General features: G+C 74.1%; 7 protein-coding genes. 2 read left to right on the top strand and 5 right to left on the bottom strand.

Features of this window, described 5'->3' with window-relative positions; all coding sequences use genetic code 11:
- Positions 1-57 precede the first annotated feature (57 nt).
- Positions 58-1167 (bottom strand): YlbL family protein, encoded by a 1110-nt coding sequence (locus MUN74_RS15550; protein ID WP_244853411.1) that lies wholly within the window; start codon positions 1165-1167, stop codon positions 58-60.
- A gap of 169 nt (positions 1168-1336) precedes the next feature.
- Between MUN74_RS15550 and MUN74_RS15545 the strand changes: the two genes are divergently transcribed.
- Positions 1337-2713, top strand: a complete 1377-nt coding sequence (locus tag MUN74_RS15545; RefSeq protein ID WP_370647308.1) for a zinc-dependent metalloprotease — start codon at positions 1337-1339, stop codon at positions 2711-2713.
- Positions 2714-3675: 962 nt separating this feature from the next.
- On the opposite strand, the gene MUN74_RS15540 is transcribed toward MUN74_RS15545, so the two are convergent.
- Positions 3676-5424, bottom strand: a complete 1749-nt coding sequence (locus MUN74_RS15540) for an ATP-dependent helicase (protein WP_244853409.1) — start codon at positions 5422-5424, stop codon at positions 3676-3678.
- Positions 5421-6494: an NAD(+) diphosphatase gene (nudC, locus tag MUN74_RS15535; protein WP_244853407.1), complete on the bottom strand. Its 1074-nt coding sequence runs from the start codon at positions 6492-6494 to the stop codon at positions 5421-5423. Before nudC ends, MUN74_RS15540 begins: the two co-directional genes overlap by 4 nt.
- A gap of 137 nt (positions 6495-6631) precedes the next feature.
- Between nudC and MUN74_RS15530 the strand changes: the two genes are divergently transcribed.
- Positions 6632-7885 carry a phosphotransferase gene (locus MUN74_RS15530; RefSeq protein WP_244853406.1) on the top strand — a complete coding sequence of 418 codons (1254 nt, stop codon included), beginning with the start codon at positions 6632-6634 and terminating at the stop codon, positions 7883-7885.
- Here MUN74_RS15530 and MUN74_RS15525 read toward each other — a convergent pair.
- Together MUN74_RS15525 and MUN74_RS15520 are read right to left on the bottom strand one after the other, a co-directional pair.
- Positions 7819-11109, bottom strand: a complete 3291-nt coding sequence (locus tag MUN74_RS15525) for an ATP-dependent DNA helicase (protein ID WP_244853404.1) — start codon at positions 11107-11109, stop codon at positions 7819-7821. The genes MUN74_RS15530 and MUN74_RS15525 overlap by 67 nt on opposite strands.
- Positions 11106-14234: a UrvD/REP family ATP-dependent DNA helicase gene (locus MUN74_RS15520; protein WP_244853402.1), complete on the bottom strand. Its 3129-nt coding sequence runs from the start codon at positions 14232-14234 to the stop codon at positions 11106-11108. The genes MUN74_RS15525 and MUN74_RS15520 overlap by 4 nt, the downstream gene beginning before the upstream one ends.
- Positions 14235-14320: the final 86 nt, after the last annotated feature.

The following is a 14320-nucleotide window of genomic DNA, read 5'->3' as shown; positions in this document are numbered from 1 at the left end:
TCGGTCGGGACGGGATCGGGACTCCATCCTAGAGTCGCGATGCTTGGAATCTGCTGGTCAGGCGGCGTCGCACGACGGGTAGTCGCCCGTCACGTCACCGTCGGCGAGGTCCTCGACGATCGTGCGCGCCTGGTCGAGCGTCGACACGGCGAACACCTGCATGCCGTCGGGGACATGTCCCACGACCTCGTCGCAGTTCGCGGCGGGTGCGAGGAACCAGTCGGCGCCCGCGCCCTCGGCACCCCAGAGCTTCTGGCGGATGCCGCCGATCGGGCCGACGACGCCGGCCGAGTCGATCGTGCCGGTGCCGGCCACGTTCTCGCCGCCGGTCATCGCGCCCGGGGTGAGCTCGTCGACGATGCCGAGCGCGAACATCATTCCCGCGCTCGGGCCGCCGACGTTGTCGAGCTGCAGTTCGACGTCGATCGGGAACTCGTAGTGCATGCGCACGCCGACGCCCAGCACCGGGGTGCCGTCGTGGTCGACGGGCGTCACCTCGACGGTCTGCTGTGCGCCGTCGCGTTCGATCACGATCTCGGCCGGAGCATCCGTGCCGTGCTCGCCGACCGCCTGCTGCAGCTCGCCGATGGAGTTCACGGGCGTGCCGTCGAGCGAGACGATCACGTCGTCGGGTTCGATCACGCCCGCGGCCGGCGACCCGTCGAGGAGCGATGCGACGGTCACCTCGCGCGGGAACTCGTAACCGAGCTCCACGAGGGCGGCGGCGATCGCGTCCTGCTGGGAGTCGACCATGGCCGCGGCGTTCTGCGCGTCGCGATCGTCGTTCGAGACGCCGGGCGGGAAGATCGCCTCCACCGGCACGACCGAACGGGTGCGGTCGAACCAGGCGGCCATGACCTCGATCCAGGTCGGCGTGCTGCCGGGCTTTCCGAACACCGAGACCGTGAGCAGGTTCAGCTCGCCGTCGGTCGGGAACGTCTCCTCGTCGGGGATGTGGATGAGCGGCACCTCGTCGCCGTCGCCGTTCGCCGCGGTGCCGAGCGTGTCGTAGACGGGCCCGGGCGCCTCGATCACGTACGGCGACGGCATGACTGCGAACACGAGGCCGATCGCGATCGCCACCGCGACGGCGCCCCAGCCGATGCGCTCGCGCAGCGACCGTTCGTGCCGGTGGTGCTCCGAGGAGTCGTCGGAGAAGAGGGCCATCGGGCATCCTTTCGCGCCGATCGCGGGGAGACAGCGGGGGTTCTGGAGCGGCCGCGCCGATGCTGTTCGCGACGGGCGGACACCCGAAGAGCCAGCCTAGGCCATTTCCCGGTCACCACCCGGGATCGCCGCGTTACGGTGGACACGACGAGACGTGGAGGTGGCGCACGTGGCCGACCAGCAGGGTGACCCCGACGACCGGAGCCCGGAGGACGAGTTCCGGGAGATGCTGCGCGAGCTCCTCTCGGGCGCGGGCGGCATCGACCCGTCGAAGCTCGCCGGAGCGGCGGGCCTGCCCGACGACCCCGCGAGCGTCGCCGCCCTCTTCGGGCAGCTCCAGCAGGCGATGAACCAGGCGGGCGACGGCATCGACTGGTCGATCGCGACCCGGCAGGGCGAGGAGCGCGCGGCCGACGGCCAGCAGCAGGTCTCCGACGCCGAACGGGCGCGCTTCGACCAGGCGTTCCAGGTCGCCTCGCTCTGGCTCGACGAGGCGGTCGACTTCTCATCCCTGCCGCAGACCCCCGAGCTGCTGACGCGCCGGGCGTGGGCGGCCGCGACCATGCCCATCTGGACGCAGCTCGCCGAGCCCGTTGCCCTCTCGATCTCCGACGCGCTGACGCGCGTCATGCTCGAGCAGGCGCCCGAGGAGATGCGCGGCATGATCGAGAACGCGAGCCGGATGCTCCGGGGCATCGGCGGCACGCTGTTCGCCATGCAGCTCGGGCAGGTCGTCGGCCAGCTCTCGACCGAGGTCGTCTCGGGCGGCGACGTCGGCCTGCCCCTGCTCGACGACTCGCGCGCCGCGATCCTGCCCCAGAACGCCGCCGAGTTCGGCGAGGGCCTCGACATCCCCACCGACCAGGTCGAGCTCTACCTGGCCGTGCGCGAGCTCGCGCACGCCCGGCTGTTCCGCCACGCCCGCTGGCTGCGCCTGCACTTCATCACGGCGATCACGGCGTTCGCGAAGGGCATCGACATCGACACCGACCGGCTCGAGCAGCTGGCCGAGGGCTTCGACCCGTCGAACACCGACGAGCTCCGCCAGGCGGTCTCGTCGGGCGCGCTGATCCGACCGAAGAGCGAGGCGCAGCAGGCCGCGCTCGCCCGGCTCGAGACGATGCTCGCGCTCGTCGAGGGCTGGGTCGACGCGGCCACCGCCGATGCGACGGGGCGCCTCCCCCGCACCGACGCGATCGCCGAGACGATCCGTCGCCGACGGGCGTCCGGCGGCCCGGCCGAGTCGGCGTTCGCGACCCTCGTCGGTCTCGAGCTCCGACCCCGACGCCTGCGTGAGGCGACGGCCATGTGGCGCGCGGTGACCGACGCGGTCGGCGTCGAGGCGCGCGACGCGCTGTGGGCGCACCCCGACCTGCTGCCGACGGCCGACGACCTCGACGACCCGAGCGGGCTCATCGCCCGGCTGACCGGTGCCGACGCTGCCGAGAACGAGGCCGACGACGAGTTCGACCAGGCGCTCGAACAGCTGCTGCGCGGCGAGACCCCGGCCGGTCCCGGAGAAGACGGCGAGACGCCGCAGGCCTAGCGGCGGGCGTCGCCGCAGGCCGGGCGGTCTCCGAGCCGTCGACCGCGCGGTCGACCGGGCGCCCCGGCACGATCAGCCGCCCTGTGGAAGGATTCCGCGGCGACCGCGTGCGCTGGGGCATGCTCTCGGCATGGCTCCGCGAATCGATCCGGGACTTCCGCTCGTGTGGCGATCGCCCGACGCCCTGCAGCTCGGCGCCGACGCAGCACGCGTGATCATCGACGACCCCGGCTCGCTCGAGACCGGGCTCATCAGCCTGCTGCGGCACGGGGCGAGCGTCGCCACCGCGCACACGATCGGGGCGGGGCTCGGCGGCTCCGCCGACGACGTCGATCGGGTGCTCGGGCTGCTCGCGCCCGCGTTCGAGCCCGAGCCGGCGGCCGCGCCGAGCGCAGGCATCGGCGCGGGCGCGACGGTGGACCCGACCGAACCGGCGGAATCGACCGAGCCGGCGGCCCCCACGCTCGTCGACGTCGCCCGCGCCGACGCCCGAGCGCTCGTCGTCGTCGATGCGCCCGCCCCCTTCGCACGGCGGGTGTCGGCATTGCTGGCGCAGCTCGGCCACGCGACGACGACGCCCGCCGACCTGGCCGCAGCGCCCGCAGGCGACGACGCTCCCGCCCCCGCGCTCGCGCTCATCGCAGCCCACTGGGTCGTCTCACCCGCGCGGCACCTGCCGTGGCTGCGCGCCGACGTCCCGCACCTCGCCGTCGTCGACGACGAACGCGGCTGGCGCGTGGGGCCGCTCGTCGAGCCCGGCCACGGCCCCTGCCTGCGCTGCCTCGACCTCGAGCGTCGCGATCGCGATCCGGCCTGGCCGGTCATCGCCGCGCAGCTCTCCGGGTATCCGGCGCCACGCGCACCACGAGGCATCCGCCCCCTGTTCGACGCCGCCGTGGCGGCCGCCGGCATCGTCGACGACCGGGTGCGGTACGGCGACCGCTCGCTCCTCGCCTCGAGCTTCAGGCCGGGCGCCGGCCCGCAGTCGCCCGAGCGGTATCGGATGCATCCCGAGTGCGGGTGCCGAGCTCCTGCAGGAAGCGCGACGGCTCCCGCTCCCCTCGCTGGCCGTCGCCCTGCCGGGCCCAGCTCAGCTGCAGGCGTCGCCGTGCCCGCGTGAGCCCGACGTACAGCAGTCGGCGCTCCTCGTCGATGGCGTCGAACCCCTTGGCGTAGCCGATCGGCAGCATGCCCTCGTTGAGGCCGACGACGAAGACCTCGTCCCACTCGAGCCCCTTGGCCGAGTGCAGCGTCGCGAGCGTGACGACGGCGAGCGCGGGCTCGTGCTGGGCCTCGGCGCGCGCACGGAGGTCGTCGGCGAACTGGCGGAACGTGGTGCCCTCGGGGGCGTCGTCGACGAGGCGGGCGATCGCGTTGAGCGACTCCCACCGGGCGCGCACCGCGCCGGGCCCGTCGGGCGCCTGCACGCTCCAGCCGAGCGAGCGCAGCACGTCGCTCACCGACTTGAAGAGCGGCTCGCCCGCGATCGTGAGCGCTGCCGCCCGCAGCGCGTGCACCGCTTCGCGCACCTCGGGCTGGTCGAAGAACCGCGCGGCGCCGCGCACCCGCGACCCGACCCCGACCTCATCGAGCGCGTGCTCGAGGATGGCGGACTGCGAGTTGACGCGCATGAGCACCGCGATGCGGTCGGCGGTGACGCCCGCGTCGATGCGGTCGCGGATGCGGGTCGCCACACCGCGCGCCTCGGCGAGGTCGTTCGCATACTCGGAGACCTCGGGCTCCGCGGCATCCCCCGCCCCGGCAGCCGCCTCGAGCCGCAGGGCGCCCTCGCGACCCCGCATGAGCCGGTTCGCGAGGTCGACGATGGGGCCGGTCGAACGGTAGTTGCGCTCGAGGCGCACCATGGTCGCGTCGTCGTAGCGACGATCGAAGCCGAGCAGGAACTCGGAGCTCGCCCCCGCGAACGAGTAGATCGTCTGGCTCGCGTCGCCGACGACGCAGATCTCGGTGCGATCGCCGAGCCACAGCTCGAGCAGCCGCTGCTGGGCGGGCGAGACGTCCTGGTACTCGTCGACGATGAAATGGCGGTAGCTCTCGCGCACCTGCATCGCCACGGATGCCTCGGACTCGATCATGCCCGCGGTGGCGAGCAGCACGTCCTCGAAGTCGATCATGCGCCGCTCGTCCTTGACGTGCTCGTAGGCGTCGACGAGCTCGAGGAACTGCTCGACCGTGAGCCGGCCGGGGGCGCCGCGACGCTCGAGCCTCGCCCGGTACGCGTCGGGGCCGTGCAGGCCGACCTTGCGCCACTCGATCTCGGCCGCGACGTCGCGGAGGGTGGGCGTGTCGACCTTGAGGCCGGCCCGTTCGGCGGCCTGGCCGAGCGTACGGCCCTTGTAGTCGAGCACGCGTGGGGCGGGGCCGCCGACCACGATCGGCCAGAAGTGGTTGAGCTGGGCGAGCGCCGCGGCGTGGAAGGTGCGCGCGCGCACCGCGCCGGCGCCGAGCGACGCGAGCCGTCCGCGCAGCTCGGCGGCCGCCCGCGAGGTGAAGGTGAGCGCCATCACGCGCGCGGGATCGTACGAGCCCGACGCGACGCCGTAGGCGATCCGGTGGGTGATCGCGCGCGTCTTGCCCGTGCCCGCGCCCGCGAGCACGCAGACGGGACCGTGCAGGGCCTCGGCCACGATGCGCTGCTCCTCGTCGAGGCCGTCGAGCAGCGGGTCGCCGGTGACGACGGAATCGGTCACGTGCCCGACCGCTCGGCGATGCGGGGCGGGTGCACGGTCGCCGCCGCGCGCGGGGCGGCCGCGCGCTCGGTCGCCGCCGCGTGCTCGGTGGCCGCCGCACGCTCGGCCGCCGCGGCGACGGGCTCGCCGTACCACTGCTCGATGAGCCATCGCGCGATCGACGTCGACCCGGGCAGCAGCACGCCGCCCCACGCCTCGGCGAGCTCGTCGCGGGTGAACCAGCGCAGTTCGAGGATCTCCTCGCCGTCGGGCGTCGCGGCCGCCGGGTCGGCGCCGGGAGCCACACGGGCGGCGAAGCCGAGCATCAGGCTGGCGGGGAACGGCCACGGCTGCGACGCACGGTACTCGACCCGGTCGACGGCGAGGCCGGCCTCCTCGGCGATCTCGCGCACGACCGCCTCCTCCAGCGACTCGCCGGGCTCGACGAAGCCGGCCAGCAGCGAGAACCGGCGCTGCTCCCAGAGCGCGTTGGAGCCGAGCAGCAGGCGATCGTCGTCGTCGGTCACGAGCATGATCACGGCAGGGTCGGTGCGCGGGAAGAGCAACGAGTCGTCCCGGTCGCACCGCCTGACCCAGCCGGCCTGGCCGGGCGAGGTCGTCGACCCGCAGCGGGGGCAGAACCCGTGGGCGGCGTGCCAGTTGGCGAGTGCGAGCGCCTCGACGAAGAGCCCCGCGTCGAACGCATCGACGGCCGCGGCCACGTCTCGGAGCCCCTGCCAGCGGGCGACCTCGGGTTCGAGCGCCGCGGCGGCCGCCTCGTCGAGGAGGCGCGCCTCGTAGGCGAGGGACGGTCGCCCGCCGTCGCGGTTCGCGGCGCCGCCGCCTGCGGACGTGCGGCCGAGGTAGATGCGGAGCTCGCCCTCGGGGGCGTCGGCGGGATGCCGCAGCTCGAGCGTCGGCTCCGACCCCTCGACCCGCTCGGCGACGAGCACCCGATCACCGCGTACGAAGAGCACCCGCGACGCCGGATCGGCGTCGAACGAGGCCGGGAACTCAGGGTCGGTGCGACGACCGGCATCGCGATCGATCACGGCCCGCGCGAAGGGCGGCAGCGGCTCGAGCTCGGTCACTGCGCCCCTCTCACTGCGATTGCGGAGGTCTTCGCCGTGCGTGCGGAGTCGCCGGGAAGGTGTGGCGGTCGCCCCTCGCCCGATGATGCCTGCTTAAGCTGAATGCCATGGCCAGACCTCCTCTCACTCTAGCCGCGTTGGCCACGGCGGCGGTGCCCGGACTCGAGGTCAACGCCGCTCGCGCGCACACCCGGCGCAGCCACGGCGCGTTCGACGCCGTCGAGTTCCGCACCACCGACGGCCGCCACCTGATCATCCGCGTACCGCGCTCGCAGTCCGCCGAGTCCGAGCAGTCGGCCGACCTCGTCGCGCTGCGCGCACTGACGCCCGGCATCCGCAGCCGGTTGCCGTTCGCCGTGCCGACCTTCGTCGGCCAGGCCCCCGTCGACGGCACCCGCGCCGTCGTCACGGACTTCATCGAGGGCGGCGTCTCGACCGCCGACGAGCTGACCGCGCACGACCGGCTCGCCGAGTCGGTCGGACTCTCGATCGCGGCCGTGCACTCGCTCCCGGCCGGATTCGTCGGCGACGCCGGACTCCCCCGCCAATCGGCCGACGCCGCCCGCGAATCGGTCGTCGCCCTCGTCAGCCGTGCGTCCGACACGGGGCATCTGCCGGCGGCGCTGCTGCGCCGATGGGAGGAGGCGACCGACGACGACACGCTCTGGCGGTTCCGGCCGACCGTGGTGCACGGCGGACTCGCGGCCGACGTCATCCTCAACGACGGCGAGACCGTGACGGGCGTGCTCGGCTGGTCGGGCCTCGCCGAGGGCGACCCCGCCCGCGACCTGCACTGGTTGCTCACGTCTCGCGGCGCGGCGGCCGAGCGGGCGCTCGGCGCGTACATCGCCGCGCGCGAGGGCGGCGCCGATGCGCATCTCCCGCAGCGCGCGCTGCTCTACGGTGAGCTCGAACTCGCCCGCTGGCTGCTGCACGGCGTCGACGAACGAGACCAGGAGGTCATCGACGACGCCGTCGGACTGCTCGACGGGCTCGTCGAGAGCGTGCACGATCGGTCGAGCGAATCGCTGTCGCCCGAGACCGGACCGATCCTCGCGGTCGGCGACGTCGAGCGCATGCTCGACGAGACCCCGCACGACCACCTGCCCGCCGACCGCAGCGGCGCGATGCTGACCGACAGCTACGACTTCTCCGCGCTGCGCGACGGGGGCGCGCCGATGGACGCGACGGCGCCGATCCCGCTCGACCTCACCGACTGGGGGGATGCCGCACCCGGGGCCGCGTCGGGGGTCGACAACGGCGAAACGGCCGGCACCGCGTCGGTCGACGACCGCGGCGCGACGTCGTCAAGCGACGGCGACGATCAGGCCCGCGCCGACTCGGGAGACGACGCCGACGACCACGCCCGGCGCAACGCCGCCTCGTCGTAGATCGCGTCCGGCCGGATCACCCGGTCGTCCTCGACGAAGTAGAACACCGCGTCGACCGTCGCGGCGTCGATGCCGGCCCATTTCGCGTACGCGAGCCGGTACAGCGCGAGCTGGGTCTGCTTGAGCTCGAGGTCGCGAGCGTCGCGCGGTGCCTTGCCGGTCTTCCAGTCGACGACCTGCACGGTGATGCCCCGGGAACCGAGCTCGGAGGCCGGGTCGACGTCGTAGACGGCGTCGAGCTTGCAGACGAACACGTTCTCGCCCAGCGGTAGGTGCAGTTCGAGCTCGACGGCGGCCGGCTTGCGGTCACCCCACTCGGAGGCGGCGAAGCGCTCCTGCAGTGTGCGCAGGCGGTCTCCACCGGCCTCGGCCCGGGGGTCGTCGGCGACCAGGATCTCGGCGGGGTCGTCGTCGTGCTCGAGCCAGAGGGCGTCGAGCTCGTCGAGCCCCGCTGCGACGAAGCCGTCGGCCTCGTCGGTCGAGCGCCGCTCGACCCACTCGTGGAACAGGGTGCCGATGCGCGTCGCCCGGAACGGTCGTTGCGGCATCGGCCGCCGGAGCGTCGCGGCGACCGCGAGGGGGTCGTCGACGTAGTCCTTGAACCGCGATGCCGGCACGCGAACGGGGATCTCGGGCGCCGCCTCGGGCTCATGCCGGCGCCGACGTTCCTCGAGCAGCAGGCGGAGCTCGTCGGCGAGCCGTGGTCCGATGCCCTGACCGCTCGGTCGCGCGGCGGCGAGCCGGACCGACTCGGCGGCGGCCTCGACCGCCCGGCGCCGGCGGCCCAGGCCGTCGAGCGGCCACCGCAGGCGTTCGCCGGTGCCGGTTCGCGGGTTCTCGTCGTCGGCGGGGGCCGTGGGCAGCGCGTCGGCCGGGATCACCCCCGCGACCGCGAGTTCGCGCAGGAACGGGCTCGGCTGACGCGGCGCCTTCTGCGTCGACCACCACGAGCCCGTGAGCAGCAGCTCGGTCTTCGCCCGGGTGACCGCGACGTAGGCGAGGCGCCGCTCCTCTTCGGCGTGGCGTTCGCGGTTCTCGTCGGCGAACGCGGTGACCGCCTCGTCGAACTCGGCCTGGCTCTGCACCCCGCGCCACTGCAGCTCGGGCAACTCGTCGTGGTCGCCCCTGAACTCGTTCGGCAGCTCGCCGAACGACAGCCACCCCTTCGTCGAACGGGGCTTCGAGGGGATCTCGGCCTCCACCATGCGCGGGATGGCCACGAGGTCCCACTCGAGCCCCTTCGACCCGTGGATCGAGAGCACCTGGACGGCGCCGGGTTCGGGCTCGTCCTGCCTGGGGGCGAGCCGGTCGCGCTGCTCGGCCTCGGTCAGCCAGGCGAGGAACGCGCCGAGGGTCGGGTGCTCGGCCATCTCGACGAAGCCGATGAGCAGCTCGTCGAAGGCCTCGAGGCTCGGCACGCCGAGCGGCTGCGCGGCGTTGGCCGCGACCTCGACGTCGAGGAGGAGTTCCTGCTGCACGAGGCTGACGAAGTCGATGAGGCCGAGGCCGGCGCGGCGCCGCAGCGACTGGAGCTGGGCACCCGCTCGTCGCATCCGCGCGAGGCCGACCGCGCTGAACGCCCGGAGCGCCGAGTGGTCGTCGGGAGCGGTGAGCAGGAAGTCGAGTGCGTCGACGATCGACGGCGACTCGTCGACGGCGATCGATCCGCGAAGGCCACGGCGCACGTCGTCGCCGAGCCGCCGCATGGCGAGGTCGCGGTCGGCGAGCCACCGGGCGAGTCCGCGCAGCGCGTCGAGGTCGGCGGCGCCGACGTTCCACCGTGCCCCGCCGAGCACACGCACGAGCTCGGAGCCGGCTGAGGGATCGTGCAGCACCCGCAGCACGCACACGAGGTCGGCGATCACAGGCTGGTCGAGCAGGCCCGCCATGCCGAGCACGTGCACGGGCACGCCGCGGGCGCGCAGCGCCTCGGTGAACACCTCGGCGTTCGCGAACGTCCGGCACAGCAGCGCACCGCTCGGCCGGTCTCCGGCGCGCGAGAGACGGGTCGCGAACCAGTCGGCGACGCGAGCCGCCTCCGCCTCGATGGTCTCCGCCCATGCCACCTCGAGGCGCCCGGGACCGGCGAACGGCGACGCGGCGAGCGGCGCCTTCGGGATGCCGGCGTCGAGCGGGGCGATGAGCACGTTCGCGGCGTCGAGCACGATGCGCGGGTTGCGCCAGCTCGTGGACAGGTCGTACACGGCGGCCGAGCCGTCGCTCGCGAAGTCGCGCCCGAACCGTGCGAGATTGGCCGCGCTCGCGCCACGCCATCCGTAGATCGACTGGTCGGGGTCGCCGACGGCCATCACGGGGTGGTCGGCGAAGAGCGCCGAGAGGAGCCGCGTCTGCACGACGCTCGTGTCCTGGTACTCGTCGAGCAGCACGGTGCGATAGCGCTCGCGGTGTGCCGCGGCGACCTCGGGGTGCCGTTCGCAGATCGCGAGCGCGAGCGAGACCTGGTCGGAGAACTCGACGAAGCCTCGCTGCTGCTTCGCCGCGGCGTAGGCGTCGGCCAGTTCGAGCAGCGGCGGCAGTGCGCCGACGACGCCGAGCGCGTCGACGAAGGAGGCGAAGTCGGTGCGCTTGCGCGGCGCCTCGATCGGCAGCCCCTCCATCTGCAGGAAGTCGCGCACCATCGCGCGGACGTCGCGGCTGTCGGCGACGTTCTCGGCGAGCGCCCGGCTGAGGCCGAGCACCGCCCCGGTGACGCGGTCGAGCGAGGCGTCGAGCTCGACGAGCCGCGGATCGGCCGAGGCCTGGGCGACCGATCGCGCGAGCTGCCACGCGGACGCCTCGCCCAGCACGGAGGCGTCGGGCTCACGACCGATGAGCATGGCGTGCTCGCGGTAGATCGCACTCGCGAAGGCGTTGTAGGTGCCGACCGCAGCGGACTCGAGCGGGTCGAGCTCGACCTCGGCGATGCCCTCGCCGACGAGCTGTGCGACCCGATCGCGGACGCGTTCGGCCAGTTCACCCGCCGCCTTGCGGGTGAACGTGAGTCCGAGCACCTCGGGCACCTGGACATGGCCGTTCGCGAGCAGCCAGACGACGCGGTTCGCCATCGTCTCGGTCTTGCCGCTGCCGGCGCCCGCGACGACCAGGCTCTGCCCGGCGGGTTCGGCCTCGATGACCGCCCGTTGCTCGGGAGTCGGCGCGTGCAGGCCGAGCCGGGAGGCGATGTCGAGCGCGCTCAGCGCGCCGCCGGCGGGGGTGCCGCTCATGCCGACACCGCCGGGATGAGGTGCACGCGGTACTGCCAGGCCCCGAACGGCGACCCGAAGCCGAGCTCGGCCGGTCCGTCGAAGCCGGCGGCCGCCATCGTGCGTGCGACCTCGGCGAGCCGCTCGCGGAACGCCGCCTCGGCCTCGTCGTCGAACGGCTGCTGTGCGCGTTCGGTATACCCGCGACCGGAGGCGGGTCTGGCCACGTAGACGAGCTTCGCGCCGCCCAGCGTGCCGCCGCCCGGAACCGCGCCCGACCTCGCCGCGAGCTGGTACGCGGCGAGCTGCGGATGCGCCGCGGTCTGCGCGGCGGTCGGGGGTGTGCGCCCCGTCTTCAGGTCGACGATCACGGTCGTGCCGTCGGGCGAGACCTCGACGCGGTCGATCGTGCCGGTGATGCGCACCCGGTCGAGCTCGAGCGTGAAACGGCCCTCCGCCCCGAGCAGCACCTTGCCGTCATCGGCGAAGTTCGCGAGATAGTCGGCGGCTCCCTCGGTCATCGTGCGCGCCCCCCGGCGCTCGCGCTCGGCCACCCAGCCCGCCTCGAACCGCAGCTCGTCGAGCCGGGCCGACACTGCCGCCCAGAGGGTCTCGACGCTCGTGTCGCCCTCGGGGTCGTTGCCGGCCGCTTCGACGACCGCGTGCACGATCGTGCCGATCGACGCGGCGATGCCGGACGGCGGTGACGCGACGTGGTCGATGAACCAGCCGAGCGGCGACTCCTCGACCCGGTCGATCTGCGACGGCGAGACCGCGACGACCGCCTCGGGGTCGCCGTCGAGGTCGACGAGCGGCGCCGTGGTCGAGGGCTCGGCGAGCCCGTACCAGTCGTCGGGATGCGCGCCGGGCACCCCCTCCTCGGCGAGCAGCGCGAGCGCGGCGGGCGCCTCGCCCGTCGGCGACGCCACGGTCTCGCGGCGAAGCGCGCCGACGAGTCCGCGGAGGTGGAGCGGTCGCACCCGGGGCGCCCGCACCCGGTCGGGCGCGTAGCCCATGAGCATGGAGGGCTGTTCGTCGTCGTTCGCGGTGCAGCTGAGTACGAGCTGCCGCTCGGCGCGGGAGGCGGCGAGTGCGAACAGCCGCAGCTCGTCGCTGCGCACCGACGTGCGCGCCTCGGCGACCGTCTCGACCGTCGGCGTCGGCGCGCCCGCTCGCAGCGCCGTCGCGGTGCGCGCGAGCAGCCCCGCGTGCAGCAGCGTGCCGCGTGGTCGCAGGTTCGGCCAGACCCCCTCTTGGAGCCCCGCGACGACGACCACGTCGAATGAACGGCCGATGAGGGCGGGTGGCGTCGTGACGACGACCGACTCGGCGGTGCGCTGCGGGGCGAGCGAGTCTTCGGGCAGTTCGCTCGCGAGCACCTCGTCGACGAACCGCAGGGCGGGCGCGTCGGGTTCTCGCTCGACGAACCGCTGCGCCGCCGCGAACAGCGCGACGGCCGCGTCGAGCGACCGGTTCGCCTCGTCGGCGAGCACGCCGGTACCCGACGCCTGCGCGCCCCATTCAGCGGCGAGCGCACTCGACTCCCACAGCGACCAGAGGAGTTCTTCGACGGTGCAGCCGCGGTCGGCCTCTGAGCGGGCCGCGGCGAGCAGTTTCGCGAGTCGCGCCGCTCGGCGTGCCGGTGCCGCGTCGATCGAGTCGAACCCGCCCGGGGCGGCAAGCGCCTCGACGAGCAGCTCGTCGCCCGTTCGGTCGCCCCCGTTCGCGAGCTCCTCGTGGCGCAGGGCGAGACGCAGCCGCCGCAGCCCGACGGCGTCGAGGCGCCCGATCGGACCCGTGAGCAACGAGACGGCGAGGTCGGAGGTGAGCGGTTCGCGATCGAGCACGAGCGACGCCGCCGACAGGAGCGCGGCCGCAGCCGGAGCGTCGCGCAGGGCCGTGCGCGCGGCGCTGCCGGCGGTGGGGACGTCGGCCAGTGCGAGCCCGCGCTCGAACGCGGGCACGTCGCCGCCCGACCGCAGCACCACGGCCATCTTCGACCACGGCACCCCGTCGAGCAGGTGGCGCTCGCGCAGCAGCGCCGACACCGCTCGGCACTCGGCCGCGTGCGACGGCGCCTCGAGGCCGATCACCGGCAGCAGGGCGGGCCGATCGCGGTCGGCGCCCCGCGCCGCGTCGTGCTCGGCCGGCTCGACCCCGACCGCACGATGAGCCCCGCCCAGAGCGGTGCCGATGTGCGCCGTCGCCGACTGCACGACGGCGCGGAGCTCGGCGCCGCCACGGTGCACCACGGGCAGCACGTGGCGGTCGACCGTGGCACCGTCGAGCACCCCCGAGAGCGCGCCGAGCAGCTCGGGCCGCCCGCCGCGGAAGCCGTTGCTCGCCACGTCGGGGTCGCCGATCGCGACGACCTTCACCCCGCGCGCGGCGAACGCCCCGAGGAGCGCGGCCGTCGCCTCCGTCGCCTCCTGCGCGTCGTCGACCACGACGAGCCGCAGCGCCGCGAGCCGCCCGAGCGCCTCGACGGCCTCGGCCTCTACCGTGCTGCGGCGCACGATCGCCGCCGCGAACGCGGCGAGTTCGGCCGAGTCGTACTGGGTGGGGCGCAACTGGGCCTTGACCTCGTCGTACTCGGCGAGGAACGCGGCGGCGGCCACCCATTCGGGGCGATCGCACCGCTCGCCGAGGCGGGCGAGGGTCTCGGCGTCGACGCCGTGCTCGACGGCGCGCATCATGAGATCGCGGAGCTCGGTGCGGAATCCGCGCAGCGCCCGCACCTCTGCCGTGAGCGGATCGGGCCAGGCCGGGCCGAACCCGTCGCGCACGCCGCCCTCGAGCAGCTCGCCGATGATGTGGTCGTGCTCGGCGCCCGTGAGGAGGGTCACGGGCCGGCCCGTGTACGCGCGAACCAGCTCGAACGCGATCGAGTTCGCGGTGCGCGCGAGGGGGCCGCGCGTCGTGAGCCCCAGGCGCACGGCGAGCGCATCGCGCAGCGAGGTCGCCGCCGTGCGCGTCGCCGACACCACGAGCACCTCGTCGGTCGTGCCGCCCTCGTGCTCGACGTGGTCGGCGACGAGCTCGATCGCGAGCGTCGTCTTGCCGCTGCCGGGCGCGCCGAACACCGCCGCGTGCCCGCCGCCGGCGAGTCGTCGGACGAGCTCTGGAGCGGTTCGGGTGCCCTGCATGTCGGCAACGTTAACCGGTTCCGCCGACAGTGAACGCGAACGGCTCGCGTGCCCCCGATGTGTAGGGTTTCAGCAAGAGCAGAAAG

This window comes from Agromyces sp. H17E-10 (genome assembly GCF_022919715.1).
In the GTDB taxonomy this organism is placed as follows: domain Bacteria; phylum Actinomycetota; class Actinomycetes; order Actinomycetales; family Microbacteriaceae; genus Agromyces.
Note: the sequence above shows the minus strand (reverse complement) of the source record. Positions and strands in the feature narration are given on the sequence as shown.